This is a genomic window from Ectothiorhodospira haloalkaliphila ATCC 51935 (assembly GCF_000633935.1).
GTDB lineage: Bacteria > Pseudomonadota > Gammaproteobacteria > Ectothiorhodospirales > Ectothiorhodospiraceae > Ectothiorhodospira > Ectothiorhodospira haloalkaliphila.
Genome location: NZ_KK214996.1, coordinates 432928 through 455646 on the forward strand (window position 1 = coordinate 432928; position 22719 = coordinate 455646).

The 22719-nt window shown below is 65.5% G+C and carries 22 protein-coding genes; 7 read left to right on the forward strand and 15 right to left on the reverse strand.

Annotated elements, in window-relative coordinates; genetic code table 11:
• Positions 1–384: 384 nt before the first annotated feature.
• The 8 genes from kdsB to ECTHA_RS0103815 form a co-directional block, all read right to left on the reverse strand.
• Complete coding sequence (kdsB, locus tag ECTHA_RS0103780) at positions 385–1149, reverse strand: 3-deoxy-manno-octulosonate cytidylyltransferase (protein ID WP_025281298.1); 765 nt, start codon at positions 1147–1149, stop codon at positions 385–387.
• A 31-nt stretch (positions 1150–1180) separates the two neighbouring features.
• A complete protein-coding gene (locus ECTHA_RS0103785) occupies positions 1181–1378 on the reverse strand; it encodes a Trm112 family protein (protein WP_025281297.1) in 198 nt (65 codons plus the stop codon).
• A gap of 5 nt (positions 1379–1383) precedes the next feature.
• Entirely contained in the window at positions 1384–2385 is a 1002-nt protein-coding gene (lpxK, locus tag ECTHA_RS0103790) for a tetraacyldisaccharide 4'-kinase (RefSeq protein WP_025281296.1), read from the reverse strand.
• Complete coding sequence (locus ECTHA_RS0103795; RefSeq protein WP_051582564.1) at positions 2382–3557, reverse strand: hypothetical protein; 1176 nt, start codon at positions 3555–3557, stop codon at positions 2382–2384. Before ECTHA_RS0103795 ends, lpxK begins: the two co-directional genes overlap by 4 nt.
• Entirely contained in the window at positions 3511–5295 is a 1785-nt protein-coding gene (gene msbA, locus ECTHA_RS0103800) for a lipid A export permease/ATP-binding protein MsbA (protein ID WP_025281294.1), read from the reverse strand. The genes ECTHA_RS0103795 and msbA overlap by 47 nt, the downstream gene beginning before the upstream one ends.
• Positions 5292–5711 carry an ExbD/TolR family protein gene (locus ECTHA_RS0103805; protein WP_025281293.1) on the reverse strand — a complete coding sequence of 140 codons (420 nt, stop codon included), beginning with the start codon at positions 5709–5711 and terminating at the stop codon, positions 5292–5294. The genes msbA and ECTHA_RS0103805 overlap by 4 nt, the downstream gene beginning before the upstream one ends.
• On the reverse strand, positions 5708–6340 hold the full coding sequence (locus tag ECTHA_RS0103810) for a MotA/TolQ/ExbB proton channel family protein (protein ID WP_025281292.1): 633 nt from the start codon (positions 6338–6340) through the stop codon (positions 5708–5710). Before ECTHA_RS0103810 ends, ECTHA_RS0103805 begins: the two co-directional genes overlap by 4 nt.
• 80 nt (positions 6341–6420) lie before the next feature.
• A complete protein-coding gene (locus ECTHA_RS0103815) occupies positions 6421–8712 on the reverse strand; it encodes a DNA internalization-related competence protein ComEC/Rec2 (RefSeq protein ID WP_025281291.1) in 2292 nt (763 codons plus the stop codon).
• Positions 8713–8794: 82 nt separating this feature from the next.
• Between ECTHA_RS0103815 and ECTHA_RS0103820 the strand changes: the two genes are divergently transcribed.
• Complete coding sequence (locus ECTHA_RS0103820; protein ID WP_025281290.1) at positions 8795–9328, forward strand: DUF2062 domain-containing protein; 534 nt, start codon at positions 8795–8797, stop codon at positions 9326–9328.
• Positions 9329–9427: 99 nt separating this feature from the next.
• Here ECTHA_RS0103820 and lolD read toward each other — a convergent pair whose 3' ends face one another.
• The 3 genes from lolD to sfsA all read right to left on the reverse strand — a co-directional run bounded on the left by lolD (position 9428) and on the right by sfsA (position 12325).
• Positions 9428–10147: a lipoprotein-releasing ABC transporter ATP-binding protein LolD gene (lolD, locus tag ECTHA_RS0103825; RefSeq protein ID WP_025281289.1), complete on the reverse strand. Its 720-nt coding sequence runs from the start codon at positions 10145–10147 to the stop codon at positions 9428–9430.
• Positions 10148–10158: 11 nt separating this feature from the next.
• On the reverse strand, positions 10159–11406 hold the full coding sequence (locus ECTHA_RS0103830) for a lipoprotein-releasing ABC transporter permease subunit (protein WP_026623517.1): 1248 nt from the start codon (positions 11404–11406) through the stop codon (positions 10159–10161).
• Between the two features lie 211 nt (positions 11407–11617).
• A complete protein-coding gene (sfsA, locus tag ECTHA_RS0103835; protein ID WP_025281288.1) occupies positions 11618–12325 on the reverse strand; it encodes a DNA/RNA nuclease SfsA in 708 nt (235 codons plus the stop codon).
• A 60-nt stretch (positions 12326–12385) separates the two neighbouring features.
• Between sfsA and ECTHA_RS0103840 the strand changes: the two genes are divergently transcribed.
• A complete protein-coding gene (locus ECTHA_RS0103840; protein ID WP_084306754.1) occupies positions 12386–12694 on the forward strand; it encodes a hypothetical protein in 309 nt (102 codons plus the stop codon).
• Between the two features lie 23 nt (positions 12695–12717).
• Positions 12718–13746, forward strand: a complete 1029-nt coding sequence (locus ECTHA_RS0103845; protein ID WP_025281286.1) for an agmatine deiminase family protein — start codon at positions 12718–12720, stop codon at positions 13744–13746.
• A gap of 16 nt (positions 13747–13762) precedes the next feature.
• Here the strand turns inward: ECTHA_RS0103845 and mrcB are convergent, their stop codons facing one another.
• On the reverse strand, positions 13763–16177 hold the full coding sequence (mrcB, locus tag ECTHA_RS0103850; protein ID WP_084306696.1) for a penicillin-binding protein 1B: 2415 nt from the start codon (positions 16175–16177) through the stop codon (positions 13763–13765).
• Positions 16178–16263: 86 nt separating this feature from the next.
• Between mrcB and ECTHA_RS0103855 the strand changes: the two genes are divergently transcribed.
• From ECTHA_RS0103855 to ECTHA_RS0103865, 3 genes are all read left to right on the forward strand, one after another.
• Positions 16264–17868, forward strand: coding sequence for a bifunctional aminoglycoside phosphotransferase/ATP-binding protein (locus ECTHA_RS0103855; protein WP_025281284.1), 1605 nt, complete (start codon positions 16264–16266; stop codon positions 17866–17868).
• Between the two features lie 80 nt (positions 17869–17948).
• On the forward strand, positions 17949–18407 hold the full coding sequence (locus tag ECTHA_RS0103860; protein WP_051582565.1) for a C40 family peptidase: 459 nt from the start codon (positions 17949–17951) through the stop codon (positions 18405–18407).
• 54 nt (positions 18408–18461) lie between these two features.
• Positions 18462–18950 carry a DUF302 domain-containing protein gene (locus ECTHA_RS0103865; protein WP_025281282.1) on the forward strand — a complete coding sequence of 163 codons (489 nt, stop codon included), beginning with the start codon at positions 18462–18464 and terminating at the stop codon, positions 18948–18950.
• Positions 18951–18999: 49 nt separating this feature from the next.
• On the opposite strand, the gene ECTHA_RS0103870 is transcribed toward ECTHA_RS0103865, so the two are convergent.
• Entirely contained in the window at positions 19000–19440 is a 441-nt protein-coding gene (locus ECTHA_RS0103870; RefSeq protein WP_026623518.1) for a nuclear transport factor 2 family protein, read from the reverse strand.
• A complete protein-coding gene (locus tag ECTHA_RS0103875) occupies positions 19437–20228 on the reverse strand; it encodes an SDR family NAD(P)-dependent oxidoreductase (protein ID WP_238625035.1) in 792 nt (263 codons plus the stop codon). Before ECTHA_RS0103875 ends, ECTHA_RS0103870 begins: the two co-directional genes overlap by 4 nt.
• A gap of 66 nt (positions 20229–20294) precedes the next feature.
• On the opposite strand from ECTHA_RS0103875, the gene ECTHA_RS17040 reads away from it, so the two are divergent.
• Complete coding sequence (locus ECTHA_RS17040; protein WP_025281279.1) at positions 20295–21245, forward strand: MerR family transcriptional regulator; 951 nt, start codon at positions 20295–20297, stop codon at positions 21243–21245.
• On the opposite strand, the gene ECTHA_RS0103885 is transcribed toward ECTHA_RS17040, so the two are convergent.
• Positions 21233–22684 carry a cryptochrome/photolyase family protein gene (locus tag ECTHA_RS0103885; protein WP_025281278.1) on the reverse strand — a complete coding sequence of 484 codons (1452 nt, stop codon included), beginning with the start codon at positions 22682–22684 and terminating at the stop codon, positions 21233–21235. The genes ECTHA_RS17040 and ECTHA_RS0103885 overlap by 13 nt on opposite strands.
• Between the last annotated feature and the right edge of the window lie 35 nt (positions 22685–22719).

Genomic DNA, 22719 nt, shown 5'->3' on the forward strand with positions numbered 1-22719 from the left:
CCCCCCTCATCCCCGACCCTTCTCCCCCGAGGGGGGGAGAAGGGAGTGTCCACGGCTTGACCTGGATGCTTTCACGAGAGGCTTTTCGAAAAGAACTCCGCAGCATCCGGACCTCGGGGTGCCCGGATTGCTGTAAGCGGGCTTCAGCCGCAGGAAGCGGCTGCAGAGCCTACATGGATGTATTCACGGCGTCCCGCTGTAAGGAATCCGGGCACCCCGAGGTCCACTCCGACCCATGATCCTGCATGGGCAGCGGGGGCTCCGCCCTTCGCGGCCGAGGGCCGCTCCCACGGGGGGCTCCGCCAACCACTCCTCGTTCCAACCACTCCTCGTTCAGCGTGTGGACGATCGGCCGAGGCCCGCTCCCACAGGGGGCACCCACTGTCAACGGGGCTGGGCGTGGGCCAGCATCATCTCCACCCGCTCCACATCCTCCTGGGTATCCACACCAGCGCCCGGAGCCTGCAGGGCCACATCCACATGAATGCGGGCACCGTGGTACATGGCCCGCAGTTGTTCCAGGCACTCGATGCGCTCCAGGGCGCAGCTCTCCATGCGGGTGAAGCGCTTCAGGTAACCCACCCGGTAGGCATACAGACCGATGTGCCGCTGACACACCTGCAAGGCCGGTGAGACCTCCATATCCAGGGCATCACGCTCCCAGGGAATGGGGGCGCGACTGAAATACAGGGCAAAATCCCGGGCATCGCGCACCACCTTTACCGTATGTGGATCATACAACTGCGCCGCTCGCGTGATCGGCGTGCACAGGGTGGCGATCACCGCCTCCGGGTGATCGGCCAGATTATCCGCCACTTGCCGCACAATCGCCGATGGGGTGAGTGGCTCATCTCCCTGCAGGTTCACCAGGATGTCCTCATCGCCCCACTCCATGCGGGCCGCCACCTCGGCAATGCGGTCACTGCCCGAGGCATGGTGCACCGATGTCATGCACACCCTGGCGCCGAAGGCCTTGACCGCCTCCTCAATGCGGGTATCGTCCGTGGCCACCACCACCTCATCGGCGCCACTGGCCAGGGCGCGCTCGTACACATGCTGCACCATGGACTTGTCGCCCAGAACCACCAGGGGCTTGCCCGGCAGCCGGGTGGACGCGTAGCGAGCCGGTATGACCACCTTGAAGCCCATCAGGCCAACTCCCCTTTCCTCGGGCCCGACTTCACTTCTTGTCCTTCCACTTCTCCACCTCTTCCTCGCTGAGGGTGCGGGCCTCCTCCTCCAGCATCACCGGGATGCCCTCCCGGATGGGATAGGCCAGACGAGCCGCCCGGGAGATCAACTCACCCTTATCCTTGTCGAAGATGAGCGGACCCTTGGTGACAGGGCATACCAGAATATCGAGCAAACGTTTGTCCATGTCCTTTACCTCATACTGTGAATACGGTCCACGGCCTGGACCGAGCGAAGAATGGCCAAAGCCAGTGCCTGATCAGGCACGGCACTCACAGGCACGAACCAGTGCTCGGGGCCTGCGATACCCCGACATTTTACGGCATCTTTCTCGGTCATCAGCACCGGACTGCCGTCCCCGAAACGGATATCGCAGTTGCCGTACACATGATGATCGGGAAAGGCATGTTCCACCACCTCCAGCCCCCGCTCGCGCAACATGGCGAAGAACCGGGGCGGATGTCCGATACCGGCCATGGCGTGCACACGCTGGCCGACAAAATCACTCAAAGGGCGAGTGCGGCCCGGGTCCCGCACGCTCATCGCCACCTGGGACACCAGCCGCATGGCGTATTCCCCGGATTGGGCCTCTCCACCCGTGACCACCACGTAATCCGCCTCGCGTACGCGCTCCAGAGGTTCACGCAGCGGCCCGGCGGGCAGGCAAAAGCCATTACCAAAACGCCGCTCACCATCCACCATGACGATCTCCAGGTCCCGACGCAAGGCATAATGCTGCAAACCGTCGTCAGTGACGATCACATCGCAGTCATGCTGGGCCAGCAACAGGTGAGCGGCCCGGTTGCGATCCGGCCCCACGCAGACCGGACATCCACCACGGGTGGCAATCAATACCGGCTCATCCCCCACCTGGGCCGGATCACTGCGGGGCGTGACCTCCCGTGGCCAGGTACGTGAGCGCCCGCCATACCCCCGACTGACCACCCCGGGCCGATAGCCATGTTCGCGCAGCCAGTTGCAAAGCCAGACCACCATGGGCGTCTTGCCAGTGCCTCCCACGGTGACATTGCCCACCACCACCACAGCCCGCACGGGCAATCGGGGCCGCATGCGTGCCCGCCACTCCAGACGCAGGCGATTAAGCAGTGCCAGACCGCAGTAAAGCAGCGACAGCGGATACAGGGTGAGCGCCACCGGGTTGCGGTCCGCCCAATAATCCTCAAGCCTTTTCACCAGTCGAATACCCGCTGCAAGAAGGCATCCATCACACCCTGAACCCGCCGACGCTCCTCCCAGAAGCGCCGCCGGCCCGTGTCTGCCCGTTGGCGGCTACCGATGGGGTCGGCAGCCTCGGCCCGCCAATGGTCGATCACCTGCGCGGGCCTGGACAACTCGGGGGCCATGGGATGCAACCAGGGAAACGCCGCCCTCAGGGAATCATCGCTACTTAACGAAACGGAACCGGCCAGGACCTGCCACAACAGGTCCCGATCCGCACCACACAGATGCACACCCAGGGCGGCGCTGGCCACTGCCGGCCACCAGGCCGAATCATCCACCCATAGCAGGGTGCCCGCAGCCAACGAGGTGCGCGTCCACTGACTCAGGGCCAGCCTCTCTCCTTCTGGCAAGGCGTCCGAAGGTTCCACGGAAACGCACAGCAGGGCCGAGTCACTCAGCGGCGAAGCCTGCCAGGCATCGCGCATGGCCGGCCACGCCCGGGCTGGACCATGCCACCAGAAGATGGGCGTCCCGTCGGGCACCATGGACAGCAGGGTGGCCTGATTCTGGGACTCTGCCAGCAGGCTGGCCGGATCCGCCGGCTCCGCCAGGTTCCCGGCCCGTCCCGCGTCGCGCCACTGGGCGGCGGCGATCTCGTCCCGGGGATAGGCGGCCTCCACGGGCACAGGGGTGGGCCCGGTGTTGAAGGCCAGCACGTGAACCCCCTGCTCCACCGCCCGCTCCACCAGTTGCCGGCGCGGTGGGGTATCCACCAGGATCAGCCCCAGGGGCTTGAGTCTGTCCAGCACGCGGGACACTGCCCGCGGGCGGTCACAGGGCCCGAAGCCCAGGCCGAAGCGGTTCATGCCACGCAGGCGCCTGCGCACCTCGTCCCGGTACTCTCGCTCGAAGGTGAGCACCAGCCGGGCATCCAGGCGTTTGCGCCGGATGGCCCCCATGAGTTCAGCCCCCAGGCGCACCGAGGCCCGGGTGTCGCCCGTCTTGAGCCAGATCAGCGGCCCCTTGGCCTCCGGGGCGCGCAGCCGACCCATGCGACCATAAGCCTGCCCGGACCGTCCCTGAAGGTGATCCCGGAGATTGGCCTGCAGCACCGGCCAAAGGGCTGCGCCGTAGGGATCACGGGGCATCGGCTTCATGGAACTGAAGCTGGTGCAGGCGGGCATACACACCTTCCCGGCGGATCAATTCCTCATGGCTGCCCACTTCCTGGATGCGACCCGACTGCATCACCACGATGCGGTCGGCGTTCTCGATGGTGGACAGGCGATGGGCGATGACCAGGGTGGTGCGGTTGCGCACCAGGTTTTCCAGGGCCGATTGAATGTGGCGCTCGGACTCCGTATCCAGGGCGGAGGTGGCCTCGTCCAGAATCAGGATCGGGGCATCCTTGAGCAGGGCACGAGCGATGGCGATGCGCTGGCGTTGGCCGCCGGAGAGCAGCACGCCGTTGTCGCCCACCTGGGTGTGGATCCCCTGGGGCAGTCGCTGGATGAATTCCATGGCATGGGCCGCTTCGGCCGCAGCGATGATCTTCTCCTCGTCCGAGGGGTCCACCGCGCTGCCATAGGCAATATTGTGGGCGATGCTGTCGTTGAACAGGGTCACCTGCTGACCCACGTGGGCAATCTGGTTGCGCAGATCCGCCAGCCGCAGTTCACGGATGTCCAGGCCGTCCAGCAGGATGGCCCCCTGCTGGGGCTCGTAGAACCGGGGCAGCAGGTTCACCAGAGTGGTCTTGCCGCTACCGGAGCGACCCACCAGGGCCACCGTCTCGCCGGGCCGCACCTGCAGATTGATGTCCTCAAGGACATTGCCCTTGGTCTCGTCATAGCTGAAGGACAGGTCACGGATCTCGATGTCGCCCCGGGCCCGTTCCAGCGTGCGCGTTCCGTTATCCGCCTCCAGGGGTTCATCCAGCAGGCCGAAGATGTTCTGGCCGGCGGCGATGCCCTGCTGGAGGGTGGCGTTCACCGTCACCAGGCGCTGTATGGGCTGCATCAGCAGCAGCATGGCGGTGATGAAGGAGACGAAGGTCCCCACGGTCACGTCCTGCATCATGGTCTCATGGGTGGCCAGCCAGACGATCAGGGCCAGGGCGATGGCCACGAAGAACTGGATGATGGGCATGTTGCTGGCCTGCAGGGCCACCTTTTTCATGTGCAGGCGCCGGTTCTTCTCGTTGATCTCGTCAAAACGCTCCTGCTCGTAGGCCTCGCCACCGAAGATCTTCACCTCACGGGAGCCATCCATGACTTCCCCCGCCACATGGGTGACATCCCCCATGGAGCCCTGGATGCGGCGGCTCAGCTTGCGGAACCGCCGGGTGACCCGGTCAATGGCGAAAGCGATGGCCGGCGCAACGATCAGCACCGTGAGGGTCAGTTTCCAGTTGAGATACAGCATCCAGCCCAGCAACCCCAGCACAGTGAACGAATCGCGGATCAGGATGGTGATGCTGTCGGTGGATGCCTTGGCCACCTGTTCCACGTTGTAGGTGAGGCGGGAGATGAGTTGTCCGGTGGTATTGCGGTCGTAATAGGCCACGGGCATCTGCAGCAGATGCCGGAACATCTGGCTGCGCAGTTCCTTGATGACCTGCCGGCCCACCCACTTCATGGTGTACTTGGAGAGGAACTCGCCGATCCCGCGAATGAAGAAGATCACCAGGATGATCACGGGGATCCAGCGGATCAGGGTTTCGTCCTGCTCCACGAAACTGCCATCCATCAGCGGCCGCATCAATGCAGCAAAACCCGTTTCGGTGGCCGCCGTGACGATCATGGCCAGCACGGCAATGGACAGGTAGCGCCAGTATTTCAGGGAATGGCTGAGCAGGCGCTTGTACACCTGGAAGCCGGAGGTCTCATAGGCGGCTTGCGAGGGTGGGAGAGGCTTTTTCATTCCGACTCACCACCCAGGGTGGCGATGGACAGGCGGGACAGGCCCAGACGCTGGGCCACGTTCATGGCCGTGACCACCGACTGATGGGGTGTGCGGGCATCGGCGCGGATCACCAGTGGGGTCTCCTGGTCATCGCCGATGACCTCGCCCAGGGCCGCGCGCAGGGTCTCCGGCCGGGTATTCACCAGTTCGGCACCATCCAGAAAGAAGCGCCCCTCGGCATTGATGACCAGTTCCACGGTGCGGGGCAGCGCCTGCTCCTCCGTGGCATCGGCCCGGGGCAGTTCCAACTGCAGCACGGAGTGCCGATCGAAGGTGGTGGACACCATGAAGAAGATCAGCAGCAGGAACACCACGTCGATCAGTGGCGTGAGGTTGACCCCCACCTCCTCGGTCTGGCGGCGCCGGAAATTCAACTGCCCCGCACCCCGGGTGTGGGCGCCCGTTCACCCTTGACCACTTCCACCAGCTTGATGGCCTCCTGTTCCATGTCCAGCACCAGCTCGTCCACCCGCCCCCGGAAGTAGCGGTGGAAGATCAGGGCCGGCACGGCCACGGAGATGCCGGTGGCGGTGGTGATCAGCGCCTGGGAGATTCCTCCGGCCAGTTCACCCGGGCTGCCCACGCCCACGGCGGTAATCACCGAAAACACCTGAATCATGCCCACCACGGTGCCCAGCAGCCCCAGCAGGGGCGTGATGGCGGCAATGGTACCCAGGGTGTTGAGGAAACGTTCCAGTTCATGGGCCACCCGACGACCGGTCTCCTCGATGGACTCCTTCATCACCTCCCGGGAACTGCGCCGGTTGACCAGCCCGGCGGCCAGGACCCGGCCCAGCGGAGACCCCTCGCGCAGCGCGCGCAGTCGGGCGTCGTTCAGCTCACCGGCCTGAATCCACTGCCAGATCTGCACCACCAGTTGCGGGGGCAGCACCCGGCGGCGACGCAGGCTCCAGAGCCTTTCGATGACGATGGCCAGCGCGATCACGGAACAGGCGATGATGGGCAGCATGAGCCAGCCACCGGCCTTGACCAGTTCAAACACTTAGTGGCGTCCTAGGTTGGGAAGGGATTGATAAAGCGTGGGGCATGATACTGCACTCCCGCGATCGCGGGCAAAGGAAGTCAGGGGCGATGCCAGTGGCGTCGCCCCACATGACGATAACCCGGGTGGACCCGCACTCCGGCGTCGGGATGCACATCCACCCGAAAGGCACCCTCCCCCGCGGTATCCATGAGCGGGATGCGACGACGCTCCAGTCGCTCCAGGGTCTGCTCATGGGGATGTCCGAAGCGATTCTCGAAGCCCGTGCTCACCAGTGCCAGCTGCGGCGACACCCGATCCAGAAAGGGCTCCGACAGGGAGGTGGCCGCGCCATGATGGGGCACCAGCAGTACGTCCGAGGCCAGACCCGGACCATGGCTGTGAACCAGTACGGCCTCCCCCAGGCCCTCCACATCGCCGGTGAGCAGCACACTGCCACCCGACCCCTGGATACGGAGCACACAGGAGGATTCGTTGTCATCCCCCCAGAAGGGCGGCGGATGCAGGACACGAAAGACCACCCCATCCCACGCCCACTCCTGGCCCTCGAGGCATTCCATGCTATCGGGGTGATCCAGGCGCCCAGGGTCCCGGCTGAGTACCGCGTTCACCGAAAGCCGCGATAGCACGGAGGCGGCGCCGCCAATGTGATCATTGTCCCCATGGCTGATCATGAGGGCGTCGACCCGGTCGCGCCCCTGATGTCGCAGGTAGGGCACCACCGCCGCCTCGCCCGCATCAAAGCGGGGACTGAAGCGCGGCCCGGTGTCGTACACCAGGGTGTGTCCGGCTGTCTTGACCACCACCGCCAGACCCTGCCCCACATCCAGCATCGCCACCCGAAAGGCCCCCGGCTCCAGATCTGCCCGGGGCGGCCAGAGCATGGGCAACAGCAGCAGCAGGCCGAGCCACCGGGCAGGCCAGGCGCGCGGGGCCATGAACCAGGCCAGGCCCAGCAAGGCGGGTATCAGGGTCCAGGCAGGCGGTGCGGCTCGCCACTGGGCGCCCGGCCAGTCCGCCAGATGCTCCAGCACCGGCCAAAGCGCCCAGACCGCCAGATGGGCCAGTCCCCACAGGGCCTCCGCGGCCCAGGGAACCCATGGCGAAAGACCCACGCCCACCAGCACCAGGGGCACCACCACGAAACTCACCCAGGGCACGGCGAACAGATTGGCCAGGGGTGAGATCAGCGAACCATGCTGGAACATGACCAGGGTGAGGGGCAGCAGGCCCACCCCGGCCACCCACTGCACCCGCAGCAGGGCATCGGTCTTGCCCATGGGGCCCACCCGGGCCGCCACGGCGTAAAGGATCACCGCCACCGCAGCGAAGGACAGCCAGAATCCCGGGGCCAGCACGGCACGGGGGTCCAGCACCAGGACCGCCATCAGGGCCAGGGTCAGCGTGTGGGAGGGCCGCGCCGTGCGGCCCAGCCAGACAGCACCCAGCGCCACTGCCAGCATCACCAGGGCCCGCTGCGTGGGGACGGCAAACCCGGCCAGGGCGGCATAACCGGTGGCACAGATCAGGGCGGCGATGACGGCGGCCCGCTGGGCCGGCAGGCGCAGGGCCAGCGCCGGGACACGCCGCCACCCCCAGAGCATGATGGCGTACCCCATGCCGGCCACCAGTCCCACGTGCAGGCCGGAGATGGCCATCAGGTGGTTGGTGCCGGTGTCGATGAGGGTGGCCCATTGCGCCTGGGAGATGGCGGAACGGTCCCCCACGGCCAGGGCCCGGAGGATGCCGCCGTAACCGGCTTCGCCGAGTGCCGCGTCCATCCGGCCGGCTACGGCGGCGCGCAGGCGATCCACGTGTCGAGCCGGAGAATGCGCCGTCCCCAGCCGCCGCGCCGTGTGCCCGTCGCGTACATAGCCCGTGGCCCGGAAGCCCTGCTGAAAGAGCCAGCCCTCATAATCGAATCCGCCCGGGTTGCGCAGGCCATTGGGCTGACGCAGGCGCAGGGTGAGTTCCCAGCGCTCCCCCGGGGCGAGATCGGGCGCCTGGCCATACCAGGCCACCCGAACGCGCCCGGGCAATGCGGCGATGGGGGCTTCGTCGCTGGCGGACTCGATGCGAAACCCGAAACGGACACCGCGCTCCATGGGTTCGGGCAGGCTGTCGACGATGCCCACTACGCGCACATCCTGGCCGGATAGTGAGGGATCCAGGGGCGGTCCCACCACCCAGTGGGCATGGATCAGGGCCCATAGAAATCCGGCCATGGCCCACAGGGGCCATCGCGTCGAGGGGGCAAATCGGTAAAATATGGGCAAAGCCAGCAGCAGCCAGGCCCAGCCCGGGGCGGGCAACTCACCCAGGCTGTGCAGCAGCATCACGCCCGCAAGAAAGACCAAAGCCCGGCCCTGCATCTTCCACTCCCTGGAAAAGCATCCATAATAGGCACCCCCGCAACGCCGGCCGGGGGCCGCGACTCACGACTTCAAGCACTCCATGCCGAGAAAGCTCATCAAGAGCCTGTTCCCAAGTTACCACACGGTGCGGGATTTCGAGATCCTGAAGCTGTTCGGCGCCGTGCTCAACGACCCGAACCTGTGGCATCTGAACCGCAGATCGGTGGCTGGCGCCTTTGCGGTGGGCCTGTTCGTGGCCTTCTGGCCCATCCCCATGCAGATGCTGGTGGCCGCCGCGGTGGCCGTGATGGTGCGCGTGAACCTGCCCATCGCGGTGCTGCTGGTGTGGATCACGAACCCGCTCACCATGGCACCCATCTTTCTCACCGCATACACCATCGGCCGCTACCTGATGGGCGAGCCACCACGGGGGTTTTCCTTCGAGTTCAGCCTGTCGTGGTTCAGCGGAGAATTGCTGATGATCTGGCAGCCCCTGCTGCTGGGCAGTCTGCTGATGTCCACGGTGGCGGGGCTGGCCGGCTATGTGAGCATTCGGCTGCTATGGCGCCTGCACATCCTCAGACGCCTGGCGGACAAGCGCCGCCGCCTGCCGACCCTGCGTCGCCCCCGCTAACTCTCATGCATCACGGTGGTGAGGCACCCCAGGTGATGAAAGATACATTACGAGCCCCTCTCCCCTCAGGGGAGAGGGGCTTCTATAGCTGAACCTTGCTCAGGCGGTCTCGGCGCTGTCTTCCCAGACCCGCAGATTGCCACCCTCCAGCACCATGATCCGGTCCATGCGCTGGGCCAGTTCCAGGTCGTGGGTGACGATGACGAAGGCGGTTCGCAATTGCTTGTTGAGTCGTAGCATGAGCTGGAGGATCTCCTCGGCCCGGCCACGATCCAGGTTGCCGGTGGGCTCGTCGGCCAGCACGGCCTTGGGGTCGGTGATCAGGGCCCGTGCGATGGCAGCGCGCTGACGTTCCCCGCCGGAGAGTTCACCGGGCTTGTGGGCCATGCGATTGCTCAGGCCCACCCGTTCCAGCAGGGATCTGGCCTGATCCGCCGCGGCACCGGGGTTGGTGCCGCGGATCAGCAGAGGCATGGCCACGTTCTCCAGGGCCGTGAATTCAGGCAGCAGATGGTGGAACTGATAGATGAACCCCAGATGCTGATTGCGCACCTGCCCTCGCCGGGCGTCGGAGAGCCGGGCCATGTCCTGCCCCCAGACCTGCACGCTGCCCGCCGTGGGCAGGTCCAGGCCGCCCATCAGGTGCAGCAGGGTGCTCTTGCCGCTGCCGGAGGTGCCGACGATGGCCACCTTCTCGCCGGGTTGCACGTCCAGATCCACGCCGCGCAGGACCTCTACCGTGAGGCCGCCCTCGTCGAAGGTGCGCGACAGGCCCTGGCAACGTATCACCGGGCCGGAATCAAAATCGAAATCCACCATACGATCTCTCGTCACTCGTAGCGAAGGGCTTCTGCCGGCTGGGTGCGGGAGGCACGCCACGCCGGGTACAGGGTGGCCAGCACGGTCAGGGCGAAAGCCAGCGAGCCGATGCGGCCCACATCCTGGAGATTGAGTTCCGAGGGCAGGTCGGAGATGTAGTACACGTCCGGGGAAAGGAATTGCTGCCCCAGGAGGGACTCGATGGCCGGCACGATGGTCTCCACATTGAGGGCCAGGGTGATGCCGCCGGCCACACCCAGAAGGGTGCCCACCACGCCGATCACGGTGCCCTGCACCATGAACACGGCCATCACGGAGCGGGGCGAGAGGCCCAGGGTGCGCAGGATGGCAATATCGGCCTGCTTGTCGATGACCACCATCACCAGGGTGGAGACGATATTGAAGGCGGCCACGGCCACGATCAGGGAGAGGATGATGAACATGACGGTCTTTTCCGTCTGCACGGCACGGAAGAAGTTGGCGTGCTGGCGTGTCCAGTCGTTCACCCAGAAGCGACCGTCCAGTTCCGCCGCCACCTGGCGGGCGATGATGGGGGCGCGCATCATGTCGTCCAGTTTGAGGCGCAGGCCCGACACGGCATCGTCGGTCTGATAGATCTGCCGGGCATCGTCGAGATGGATGAAGGCGGTGCTGCGGTCGTATTCGAACATGCCCACCTCGAAGATGCCCACCACGTTCAGGCGCCGCATTCGGGGCAGCACGCCCACGGGGGTGACGGCGGCCTGGGGGGTGATGAGGGTGACCCGATCGCCCATCCCCACGCCCAGGGCCAGGGCCAGTTCCTTGCCCAGGACGACGCCAAAGCCGCGTGCCTGCAGGTCGTCCATGCTGCCGAAGATGATGTGTTCGCCCACCCGGGAGACGCGGGCCTCCAGGTCGGGGATGACACCGCGCACCATGGCGCCGCTGACCTGGCGGCCACTGGAGAACATGCCTTCGCCTTCCACGTAGGGGGCCACGCCCACCACCCGGTCGGCCCCTTCTGCCTGGGCCATGACGGCTTTCCAGTTGCGCAACTGGCCGCCGAATTCGGCGATGGTGGCATGGGAGGCCATGCCCAGGATGCGTTCGCGCAGTTCCTTCTCGAAGCCGTTCATCACGGAGAGCACGGTGATCAGTGCCGTCACGCCCAGGGCGATCCCCAGCATGGAGATCAGGGAGATGAAGGAAATGAAGTGGTTACGGCGCTTGGCGCGGGTGTAGCGCAGGCCGATGAAGATTTCCAGGGGTCGGAACATGGCGGGATTAAATCACAGGTTGGGTGGGATGGATACGGGGGTTCGGGGTTGACGCTTCCGGGTCGGGGACGTCGACCGCCCCTGAGGTGTCCGGGGGGCCGCCAGCGGGACGCCGTGAATACGTCCCTGTAGGCTCGGCCACCGCATCCATGCGGTGAACGCCCGCCCGCGGCCCCCCGGACACCTCAGGGGCTGCCTAAGTGCCAGACGATTATTCCAGATCCACCGGCAGGGTCCGATGCAGTGTGATATCCCGGGTCGACACCCGGGCACCCAGGGCCAGGATCTCCACGCCGGACTCGGCGGCGCGGCGCAGCCAGTGGCCGTAGTCGGGGTCGATCTCGTCGGCGGGGCGCACGCGGGTGACGTCCTCACGCTGCACGCAGAAGACCAGGGCAGCCCGGTGTCCGTCCTCGACCATGGCCATCAACTCCTGCAGGTGGCGGGTGCCCCGGGTGGAGACGGCGTCGGGAAACAGGGCGACTCCGTTGTCCACGGCTGCAGTCACATTCTTCACTTCCACATAACAGGGTGTGTCGTCCAGGGTGAGCAAGAGATCGATGCGGCTGCGGTTTCGGCCGTAGCGCACTTCCCGGCGCAGCTCGGTGGGGTTGGCCAGTGTGGGCAGGTGGCCGCTGCGAATGGCCTCTTCCACCAGGGCATTGCTGCGACCGGTGTGGATGCCCACCAGGACGCCTTCCCGTGCCTGGACCAGTTCCCAGGTGTGGGGGTACTTGCGTTTGGGATCATCGCTGCGGCTGAGCCAGACCCGGGCGCCGGGTTCCATGCAGCCCATCATGGAGCCGGTGTTGGGACAATGAGCGGTGATTTCCTGGCCATCGTCGAGGGTGACATCGGCCAGGAAGCGCTTGTAGCGCCTTTGCAGGGTGCCAGGAATGAGGGGGGCGGGCAGGATCATGTTTTCTCCCCGGGGGGCCGGTGATATATTGAGGTCATGTTTCTTTCGCTGGAGTCCATGATGTCCAGATTGTCCGCCTCATGCGCAAGCCTGGTGATTGCCTTGTGCCTGGCTCCTGCGGCGTCGGCGGATATCCTGATGCTGCCCAGCGGGCAACCCCAGGTGCTGGAAAAGCCCGAGCAGCCGGTGCGTGGCATGCACCAGCGCACGGTGGTGCAACGCTTCGGCGAGCCCCTCACCCGCCACCCGACGGTGGGCCAGCCGCCCATCACCCGCTGGGATTATGATGGCTTCTCGGTGGTGTTCGAGGGCCATCACGTCATTCATACCGTGGTGGATGCCGACCGCGTCGATCTGCCGCGACACTGACAGCCTCCCGCTCGAGTCCCCCCATGAGACGAATCCTTCCCCCTGAGTGGGCGCCGCAGGATGGCGTGATGCTCACCTGGCCCCATGAGGATTCCGACTGGGCCCCCATTCTGCCCGAGGCAGAGGATGTGTTTGCACGCATCGCCCGGGAGGTGACCCGCCGGGAATCCCTTATCGTGGCCTGCCGGGACGAGGACCACGAGATTCACGTCTGTCGCGAGTTGGCCCAGTCCCAGGTGGACATGCGGCGGGTGACCACGGCCCTGGCACCAGGGAATGATACCTGGGCCCGGGACCATGGCCCACTGACCATCCTGGAAGACGACACCCCGGTCATGCTGGATTTCACCTTCAACGGCTGGGGGGGCAAGTATCCCGCCGACGCGGACAATCGCATCACCGCCCGTCTGCATGATCAGGGGGTCTTCGGCGAGCGTGCACTGCGACCGGTGGATTTTGTCCTGGAGGGAGGGTCCATCGAATCCGATGGCCTGGGGACGATACTGACCACCCGCTGCTGCCTGATGACACCCTCGCGCAATGCGGGTCTGGACGCCGCGGCTGTGGAGGCGATGCTCGAACGTGAACTGGGTGCACAACGGGTGCTGTGGCTGGAACATGGCCATCTGGAGGGGGACGACACCGACGGCCATGTGGATACCCTGGCCCGCCTGTGCAGCCCGGATACCATTGCCCATGTGGTGTGCGAAGACCCGGAGGACCCGCATCACGGCCCGTTGCTGGCCATGACCCGCGAGTTGGCGGCCCTGCGCACGCCCCAGGGGCACCCTTACCGTCTGATCCCCCTGCCCCTGCCGGCCCCCATCCACAACCAGGAGGGGCAGCGCCTGCCCGCCACGCATGCCAATTTCCTGATCATCAACGGGGCCGTGCTGGTACCCACCTACAACGACCCCAACGATGAGGTGGCACTGGAGGCACTGGCGGGTGTGTTTCCGGAGCGGGAGATCATCGGCATCGACTGCCGGGCGCTGATCCGCCAGTTCGGGAGTCTGCATTGCGTGACAATGCAGATTCCATCATCGCCTTAACAGTGAGCCCAAAACCTCACTGTCCCCCTCCAAACAACCACCGGGGTTGAGACGCCTCCTGCGGTGGCGTTTGCACCCCGCACTCCGAGCGCTGCATGGGTGCAGAGCCGTCGATGAAGGGCATCCACTGGGCGGTTTCGCAATCTTCCTCGGCCAGCAGGCCGGTTTCTGCGTCAATCAGACGCCAGGCCACCCCTTCCGGGACCGAGGGCATCAGGCCGCGGCGGGAGACGGCCTGCATCACATCACTCCACACCGGCAGCGCCCCGCTGGAACCCGTCAGCCCCATGGGCTGATTGTCATCCCGGCCCACCCAGACCACGGCCAGGGCGTCGCCGCTGTAGCCGGCGAACCAGGCATCCCGCATCTCCCCGGTGGTGCCGGTCTTGCCGGCCACGGCCAGCCCCTCGGGCAGACTGGATTTCAGCCTGCGGCCGGTGCCGCTGCGGGTGACCTCGTGCAGGGCCGCAGTCACCAGATAGACGGCCTTCTCGTCCGCCGCCTGGCGCAGCGACAGGGAGTAACGCTGCAGCAATTGCCCTTCACGGTCCATGACCTCGCGGATGGCACGCAGGGGCACGTGGTACCCCCCGGAGGCCAGGCCCTGATACAGGCCGGTGACCTCCAGCGGACTCATGTCCACGGCGCCCAGCAACAGCGAAGGATAGGCGGGCAGGTCCTGCCTGATGCCCAGACGCCGGATCTGTTCCACCACCCGCCCCACGCCCAGGTCCATGCCCAGGCGGGTGGTGGCCACGTTGTAGGAGCGCACCAGGGATTCCTGAGCGGTCACCTGTCCATAAAATTCGCGACTGGCATTGCGCGGCGTCCAGGTGTCGCCATTATCCAGTTCCACGGTGAAGGCCTCGTCCTCCAGGAGCGTGGCCAGTGAATAGCGATGCGGATGGGACAAGGCCGCCAGGTAAACCATCGGCTTGATCACCGACCCCACGGGTCGGCGGGCCTGCAGCGCCCGGTTGAAACCAGCCTGGCGCACCTGGCGATCCCCCACCACGGCCAGCACCTCACCGTTGTCGGGGCGAGTCAAGACCACGGCGCCCTGCAGACTTCCCTCGGGCAGCCCCCGGCCCTGTTCCAGACGCGCCAGACGGCGCACCAGTGCCTGCTCCGTGGCCAATTGCTTGATGGGGTCCAGGGTGGTGAAGATCAGCAGGCCCTCTTCCTGAAGGTCCGCGTCCCGGTAATCCCGACGCAGCTGATCTCTGAGCAGTTGTACGAAGGCCGGGAACGGCGTCACTCCGGACGGCGGATTGGCGCTGACGTTCAGCGGGCGCTCCCGCGCTGCGCGAGCCTGATCACTCTCCAGGTGGCCCTCCGACTCCAGCAGGGCCAGTACCAGATTGCGGCGTTCCATGGCCCGCTCGGGCCGGCGGCGTGGGTCATAGAAACTTGGGCCACGGATGATGCCCACCAGCAGAGCCATCTCGGCGGTGCTCAGTTCACTCAACTGACGCTGAAAATAGAACTGACTGGCCATGCCCACCCCATGGATGGCCCGCATGCCGTCCTGCCCCAGAAAGACCTCATTGAGATAGGCCTCGAGGATCTCGTCCTTGTCGTAGCGCCACTCCAGCAACAGGGCCATGATGGCCTCGTTGAATTTGCGCCCCCAACTGCGATCATGGGTGAGGAAGTAGTTTTTCACCAACTGCTGGGTCAGGGTGCTGCCACCCTGTACGGTGCGCCCCGCCCGCAGGTTGGCCAGGGCCGCCCGGGCGATGCCCGCCGGGTCCACGCCCCGGTGTTCGTAGAACTTGCGGTCCTCCACCGTGAGCAGGGTGCGAATCAGTTCCTCGGGGACGTCGTCCAGTTGCACCAGCAGGCGATCCTCGCCGTGGCTGGGATAGATGTTGGCGATCAGCGCCGGTTCCAGGCGCAGCAGGGGTAGCGAGTTGCCTTGCTCCAGGTCCTCAAGCCCGCTCACGCGGCCATCACTGAAGGACACGCGCACGCTGCGCGCCGGCTCGTAGCCATCGGCAAAGGGAAATCCACGGGTATTGAGGACCAGGCTGTCACCCCGGCGGGCATAACGTCCGCCGCCCTCTTGCCCAGGATGGTAATGCAACAACTGCAGTTCCTGCTCCAGGGTCTCGCGGTCCAGATCCAGGCCCACATAGATCTCCAGCGGACGGGCGAACACCCGGGCCGGCAGTGACCAGCGTTTGCCCTCGAACTGGGAGCGAATCTGTTGATCCAGATGCAGGGTATAGCCCCCCAACCCCACCAGGGTCCCCAGCCCCAGCAGGGCAGTGAACGCCAGCGCGATGCCCAGCCGGGAACGGCGGCGACTGCGGCGCTTGCTGCGGGACGACCGGTTTCCCGATCGGCGCCGGGAAGTGGACTTGCCTTCCTTGCTGCTGTCCTTGCTGTCCTTCCTGGGCGCCGCGCGCCGGGTGGTTCGTTTTGCCATGGTCGTGGGATCGGGTAGGATTCTTGAGGTTCCACTACACTATACCCACTCAGGCCCCCTTGCGGTCGAAGCCCCATCACACAATCATGACCGATCAACAGACCCTACAGCGGCGACTGATCCGCACCCTTGAGCAGCCCGATGCGTATCCCCATCCCGTGGATGAGGTGGAACGCATCGAGACTCACATCTCCACGGTGCTGCTGGCCGGCGATTTCGCCTACAAGATCAAGAAACCTCTGGACCTGGGCTTTCTGAACTTCACGCAACTGGAGCGTCGTCGGTTCTATTGTGAAGAGGAACTGCGCCTGAACCGACGCCTCGCCCCCCGGATCTACGACGACCTGGTGGCCTTCTCCGGCAGCCCGGAGGCACCGGTATTCAATGGCCCGGATGCACCCTTCGAGTATGCCGTGCGCATGAAACGCTTCGACACCTCGCTGATGCTGGACCATCTGCAGTCCGAGGGCCACCTTTCCATCGAGCTCATGGAAAACATGGCCCGTCGGGTGGCCACCTTCCATGAACGGATCGCGGTGGCCCCGCCGGAGAGCGACTACGGGGAACCGGAGAAGGTCCTCCAACCCATGCAGCAGAACTTCGAGCAGATCCGCAAGCTGCTCAACGATACCGAGCGGCTGGCGCAACTGGAACGTGTGGAAACCTGGACCCTGGCGCGCTTTGAGGAACTCCGGCCTTTGCTGATGGAGCGCAAGCAGCGCGGCTTCATCCGCGAATGCCATGGGGACATGCATCTGGGCAACATGGCCATGGTGGATGATGAGCCCACGCTGTTCGACGGGATCGAGTTCAACCCCTTCATGCGCTGGATCGACATCGTCAGCGAAGTGGCCTTCCTCACCATGGACCTCAAGGATCGAGGCGCCCCGGCCCATGCCAATCGTTTTCTGAATATCTGGCTGGAACACACGGGAGACTACCGGGGCATGCGCCTCCTGGATTTTTATCAGGCCTACCGAGCCATGGTGCGGGCCAAGGTGGCAGTGATCCGGCTGGGGCAGAACGAACTACCTGAGGGCGATCGGGAGAGGCTTACCGGGGAATGCCACGCCTACCTGGACCTGGCAGAGGGTTTCACAAAACCCCGTGGCAAGGCCCTGTTCATCAATCATGGCTTTTCCGGCAGTGGCAAGACCACCATGAGTCAGCCGCTGATGGAAGCGGTTGATGCCATCCGTGTGCGCTCTGATGTGGAACGCAAGCGCATGTCCGGCATCCGTCCCACCGAGCGGCGCAGCAACGGGACGAACCAGGGCCTGTATTCACCGGACCTGACGGAACGAACCTATGGGCGACTGAGTGAGCTGGCCGTGGAGGTGCTGGAGGCCGGCTATCCGGTGATCGTGGATGCCACCTTCCTCAAGACGGCCCAGCGGGCACGCTTTGCCGAGCTGGCCCGAACCCGTGGAATGCCCTTCCGGGTACTGGACTACCGGGCCGACCCGGAACAGTTACGGACCCATATTGCCGAGCGCGCCCGCGCCGGAGATGATGCCTCCGATGCCGACATGAGCGTGGTCAACCATCAACTGGACAGCCATGAGCCGCTGCTGCCCGCCGAACCGGTGATCACCATCGACACCACCGCCCCGCTCCCGCTTCAGCAGGTGCAGGAAGCCCTGGCACCGACCGCAAACGACGCGGGCGGGCCCGCCGGTCCGGGCAGATGACCCTGCGGGCCACAGGGCGCGGCCGGATCTCCGTCAGCAGGGTCCGCTCCCTCCAGGGAGCGATCGTCCTGACACTCGGCATGGCCCTGATGGCCTGTGGCGCGACGCCGGAGCGCCCGGAGGCTTCACTGGCGCCCAGCCACTCCGAGTCGCTGTCCGAACAACGTGCAGGGGTGGTGTTCGCCGCGCTCAACCAGGTGGGCACCCCCTACCAGTATGGTGGCCAATCCCCCCGCGAGGGCTTCGATTGCAGCGGTCTGGTCTGGTACACCCATCGACACATCGGCCTTTCCGTGCCCCGCACCGCCCACGAGCAAAGTGGCCAGATCCAGAGGGTATCGCCGCGCTCACTGGAGCCCGGTGACCTGCTGTTCTTCCGCACCAAGGGCTCAGGCCCGAGCCATGTGAGCATCTACATCGGCGACGGTCAGTTCGTCCACGCCCCCTCCAGCGGACGCCCGGTGAGCACGGAGCGCCTGGATAACCCCTACTGGAGCCGCCGCTTCCTGCATGCCGGTCATTACTATGAGCAGGAATGAACTGACCGAAGTTGCAAGTCAAACCGATCTGATCCGATCAAGGAGCCGACCACCATGCCACGCCCCCTCATTGTCCTGGCCACCCTGATGGCCCTCATCCTCGCCGCCCCCATTCACGCCGCGGAACCGCATCGGGACACCGAGCACATGCGCGTCTACAGTATCGAAGGGGATTTCGAATGGTATCGGGAGGCCCTGGAGATGGCCATCGTCGACCGAGGCATCGTCATCAACAATGTGGCCCATATCGGTGCCATGCTCGCGCGTACGGGGGCGGATGTGGGGGGAGAAGCCCTGTTCAAGCACGCCCAGGCCCTGGAATTCTGCAGTGCCGGGCTGTCGCGGCAGATGATGGAGACCGACCCCCACAACATCGTCTTCTGTCCCTACGTGGTGGCCGTGTATGAGACCGTGGACGAACCCGGCGTGATCCACCTGGGTTATCGGCGACCGGCGCTGCTGGGGGACGCGGACGCCCGCCAGGCCCTGCAGGCCGTGGAAGATCTGCTCGATGAGATCGTGCGCGAGGCCCTGACGTTTTGACCTGACGCTCCAGGATGCAGCCACCGGCCCCGCCGGAGGCGGGGCCGGTTCAGGCCGTGATACGGCGCTTCACGAACCGGATGGCTGCCGACAGGACAGGGATCTGTTCATAAAGATATTCGGCCGCGTCCCAGTAATCCACATGACTGATGACGAGACCGGAATCATTGAAGAGCACCCGACTCATGCCATCCACATCCAGACGCATGCCGCTCACGCCGTTGTCTTCCCGGTCGGTGAAACGCCAGTGAAAATAGGCGGTGTTGTCTTTCACCGCCCAGGCGTGGATGTAAAAGCGCGGCTCCGGACAGTTGCGGAACATGTGGCGGAACACCATCTCGATCCCGTCCAGCCCGCTCACGTCGTTGAAGGGATCCTTGAAACGGGCGTCGGGCGTGAAGACCTCGCCCAGCCGATCCAGATCCGTTTCCTTGAGATGAGTGAAGAAACCGGCATAGCGGCGTGCCGAGGCCTCCATGACATCCTTCATGTTTTCACCATCCTCCCGGTGAGTCGCAGGAATACAGCATAGGGTAGCAGGCGCAGGGTCTTCATGATGATGGCAAAGGGCCTGGGGAAGCTGATCTCGAACCCCTTGCGGTCCAGCCCCTTCATGATGGCATCCACCGCTGCGTCGGTCTCGATGAGAAACGGCATCTTGAACTGGTTCTTGTCGGTCATGGGCGTTTTCACGAAGCCGGGATTGATCAGCCTCAGGCTCACCCCCTTTTGCGCCAGCTCCGGGTGCAGGGACTCGGCCAGATTGATCACTGCCGCCTTGGAGGCGGAATACGGGGCAGCCCGAGGCAGGCCCCGGTATCCAGCCAGACTGGCGGTGACCAGGATCTGGCCACGGCCGCGCTGGATCATGGGCGGCATGATCGCAGCCAGCCCATTCACCACGCCCAGGTAATTGATGTCCGCGATGCGTTTGAACAGGGCGGGATCGAACTCCTCCAGCCCCATGGGCTGGTAGTCCCCCTGATTGAGGATGGCCATATCCACCGGCCCCGCATGGGCCTCGATCTCCTCCACCAGGGTCTTGAGCCCGGCATCGTCGGTGACATCTCCGGGAAAGGCCTGGATGCGCCCGGGCCCGGAGGCCTCGGCGGCCAGCGCCTCCAGCTTGTCCCGACTACGGGAGGTGACCGCCACACACCAGCCAGCGGCGGCCAGGCGCAAGGCCAGGGCACGGCCGATGCCGGTACTGGCCCCCACCAGCCACACGACCCCGGCAGTGTTCGTGGCCGCACCGTTCATTTGCGTCTGCTCTGCCATGACCTGATACCCTCCCGCCTCGCTCGAGGCTACACAAAAATTATACAACGGTTGTACAATCACGACATGACGCCGACACCCCCAGCCAAGGTCTCGCCGCCCGAGACTGACGGGCTGTTCCCCATCCGCACGGTCACCTCCATGACCGGAGTGCACCCGGTCACCCTGCGTGCCTGGGAACGGCGTCACGGGCTGATCCGTCCGCAACGCACACCCAAGGGACATCGACTCTACAGCACCGGCGACATTGATCGCATCCGCCAGGTGCTCGAACTGCTGGATCAGGGCATTTCCATCGGCCAGGTGGGTAAGCTGCTGGATGCCCCCGACCCATCAACGCCCACGCAAGGCACCCCGGGCCATGGCCCCTCCTCTGCCTGGGCCGACTATCAGGCACGACTGACGGCTGCAGCCCTGCAATTCGACAGCCACGCCCTGGAGCGGGTTTACGCCGACGCCATGTCGATCTTCCCGGTGCAACAGGTCATCCCCCAGTTGCTCTGGCCCGCCCATACGGCGCTGCGGGATCGGGCCGGGGATACGCCTCTGTCAGCCGCCGCCCGGGCCTTCTTCCAGGGCTGGGCCCGCTACACCCTGGCGTCCCGATTTCGTCACGAACTGAGTCATGCCCAGGGGCCGGTCCTGGTCCTTGCGCCCTTCCCGGAGCAGGGCGAAGCCCTGGACCTGGACATGCTGGCCCTGCTGGCCGCCACCCAGGGCCTGCGGGTGCTGTGGCTGGCCGGCCCCGTCACCCTGGACACCCTGGAGGCCACCATGAATCAGGTTCCGGCCCGGGGCCTGATCCTGGCAGGAGAGGACCGTCTGTCCCGCGACCTGCTCACCCGGGGACTGCCGTCCTGGTCGGGCCGGATCAACAGCCCGGTGCTGGCCGCCGGCCCCAGCGCCCATCAACACCGCCGTGCCCTGACGGGGGCCGGCCTGATTCCCCTGGAGCGCGACCCCTGGCAGGCCACGCGTCAACTGGAAGCCCATCTGCGCTCGGCTCACGCGGATTGACGCAGGGTCTCCCAGGCCGCCAGGGCCTCGCGGCGACTGACCGCCAGATCCACGATGGGTCGCGGATAATCCCGTCCAGGTCGGACGCCAGCGCCACGCAACACGGATTCCGGGGCCTGCCAGGGCTTGTGCAGGTACTTGTCCGGCAGATTCTTGAGTTCCGGCACCCAGCGACGCACGTAGTCGCCTTTGGGGTCAAACCGCTCTCCCTGGAGCACCGGGTTGAACACGCGAAAATAGGGGGCAGCATCCGCCCCGCAGCCGGCCGTCCATTGCCAGCCCAGGGTGTTGCTGGCCAGGTCCGCGTCCACCAGGGTGTCCCAGAACCAGCGGGCGCCTTCGCGCCAGTGGATGAGCAGATTCTTGGTGAGCAGCGAGGCGGTGATCATGCGAACCCGATTGTGCATCCAGCCGGTGGTCCATAACTCGCGCATCCCGGCATCCACGATGGGCAGGCCGGTACGGCCCTGTTGCCAGGCCTGCAGGGCGTCGTCATCCCGAGGTGGCCAGGGGAAATCCTCGAAACGGGTGTCCAGGGGATTCAAGGGCGTGTGGGGGAAGTGAAACAGCAGATGATGCCCGAACTCGCGCCAGCCCACCTCACCGAGAAAGGCCTTCACCGAGGCATCTGCTCCCCGGTGCCGACCCTGAGCCACCGCCCGCTGACAGGCGTGAACCACCTGCCGGGGGCTGATCTCCCCAAAGTGCAGATGCGGTGAAAGGCGGGACGTACCGACCCGATCAGGCAGGTTACGGTCTTCCCCATAATCGGCCAGGGCGTGATCCAGGAAACCCTCCAGGGCCGTGTGAGCCCCCTCCTCCCCCGGCGTCCAGGCCTCGGCCAGTCCCGCATCCCACGAAATGGTGGGCAACAGCCCCAGGCTTTCCAGGGCCTCGCCGCGGCAGTCTTCCGACGCCGACATCAGCCGCCCGGGCCGGGGCTGCAGACTGACTTCCAGGGCCCCCTGGGCCTGACAGGCTTTCCAGTAGGGAGTGAACACCCGGTAGGGGTCGCCCGAGCGGTTCTGCACCGCCCACGGCTCCAGGAGCAGTGCCCCATTGAAACTGCGCGCCCGCACACCCTGCGCCTGCAGGGCCTGCTTGATGCGGGTGTCCCGGTGGATGATGTCCGGCTCATAGAGCCGATTCCAGTGCACATGAGACGCGCCGGTCTCGCGGATCAGATCCTGGAGGGTTTCCAGGCTGGGGCCGGTGCGAATCACCAGTGGTGCCCCGAGTTCGGCCAGATCCTGGCCCAGTCGAGCCAGGCCATGATGCAGCCACCAGCGCGACGCCCCACCCGGCGCCCAGCCCCCTTCCTCCTCCGGGGCATGGATGTACACGGGCACGATACGCTCGGCCGAGTCCAGGGCCGCCATGAGCGCGGGGTTATCCGCCAGGCGCAGATCCCGCCTGAACCAGATCAGTGCAGTGGTCATAGCCCTCACCCCTTGTGGCCGAATACCCGAGGCAA

Bases quoted from the DNA above. Each gene is read 5' to 3' on its own strand.
- ECTHA_RS0103840 (WP_084306754.1), top strand. From the start codon at position 12,386: ATGTCCAGATTGTCCGCCTCATGCGCAAGCCTGGTGATTGCCTTGTGC.
- ECTHA_RS0103870 (WP_026623518.1), bottom strand. From the start codon at position 19,440: ATGAAGGATGTCATGGAGGCCTCGGCACGCCGCTATGCCGGTTTCTTC.
- ECTHA_RS0103845 (WP_025281286.1), top strand. From the start codon at position 12,718: ATGAGACGAATCCTTCCCCCTGAGTGGGCGCCGCAGGATGGCGTGATG.
- ECTHA_RS0103885 (WP_025281278.1), bottom strand. From the start codon at position 22,684: ATGACCACTGCACTGATCTGGTTCAGGCGGGATCTGCGCCTGGCGGAT.
- ECTHA_RS0103865 (WP_025281282.1), top strand. From the start codon at position 18,462: ATGCCACGCCCCCTCATTGTCCTGGCCACCCTGATGGCCCTCATCCTC.
- kdsB (WP_025281298.1), bottom strand. From the start codon at position 1,149: ATGGGCTTCAAGGTGGTCATACCGGCTCGCTACGCGTCCACCCGGCTG.
- ECTHA_RS17040 (WP_025281279.1), top strand. From the start codon at position 20,295: ATGACGCCGACACCCCCAGCCAAGGTCTCGCCGCCCGAGACTGACGGG.
- mrcB (WP_084306696.1), bottom strand. From the start codon at position 16,177: ATGGCAAAACGAACCACCCGGCGCGCGGCGCCCAGGAAGGACAGCAAG.
- ECTHA_RS0103785 (WP_025281297.1), bottom strand. From the start codon at position 1,378: ATGGACAAACGTTTGCTCGATATTCTGGTATGCCCTGTCACCAAGGGT.
- msbA (WP_025281294.1), bottom strand. From the start codon at position 5,295: ATGAAAAAGCCTCTCCCACCCTCGCAAGCCGCCTATGAGACCTCCGGC.
- lolD (WP_025281289.1), bottom strand. From the start codon at position 10,147: ATGGTGGATTTCGATTTTGATTCCGGCCCGGTGATACGTTGCCAGGGC.
- ECTHA_RS0103830 (WP_026623517.1), bottom strand. From the start codon at position 11,406: ATGTTCCGACCCCTGGAAATCTTCATCGGCCTGCGCTACACCCGCGCC.
- ECTHA_RS0103795 (WP_051582564.1), bottom strand. From the start codon at position 3,557: ATGCCCGCCTGCACCAGCTTCAGTTCCATGAAGCCGATGCCCCGTGAT.
- ECTHA_RS0103820 (WP_025281290.1), top strand. From the start codon at position 8,795: ATGCCGAGAAAGCTCATCAAGAGCCTGTTCCCAAGTTACCACACGGTG.
- ECTHA_RS0103855 (WP_025281284.1), top strand. From the start codon at position 16,264: ATGACCGATCAACAGACCCTACAGCGGCGACTGATCCGCACCCTTGAG.
- ECTHA_RS0103875 (WP_238625035.1), bottom strand. From the start codon at position 20,228: ATGGCAGAGCAGACGCAAATGAACGGTGCGGCCACGAACACTGCCGGG.
- ECTHA_RS0103860 (WP_051582565.1), top strand. From the start codon at position 17,949: ATGGCCCTGATGGCCTGTGGCGCGACGCCGGAGCGCCCGGAGGCTTCA.
- sfsA (WP_025281288.1), bottom strand. From the start codon at position 12,325: ATGATCCTGCCCGCCCCCCTCATTCCTGGCACCCTGCAAAGGCGCTAC.
- ECTHA_RS0103815 (WP_025281291.1), bottom strand. From the start codon at position 8,712: ATGCAGGGCCGGGCTTTGGTCTTTCTTGCGGGCGTGATGCTGCTGCAC.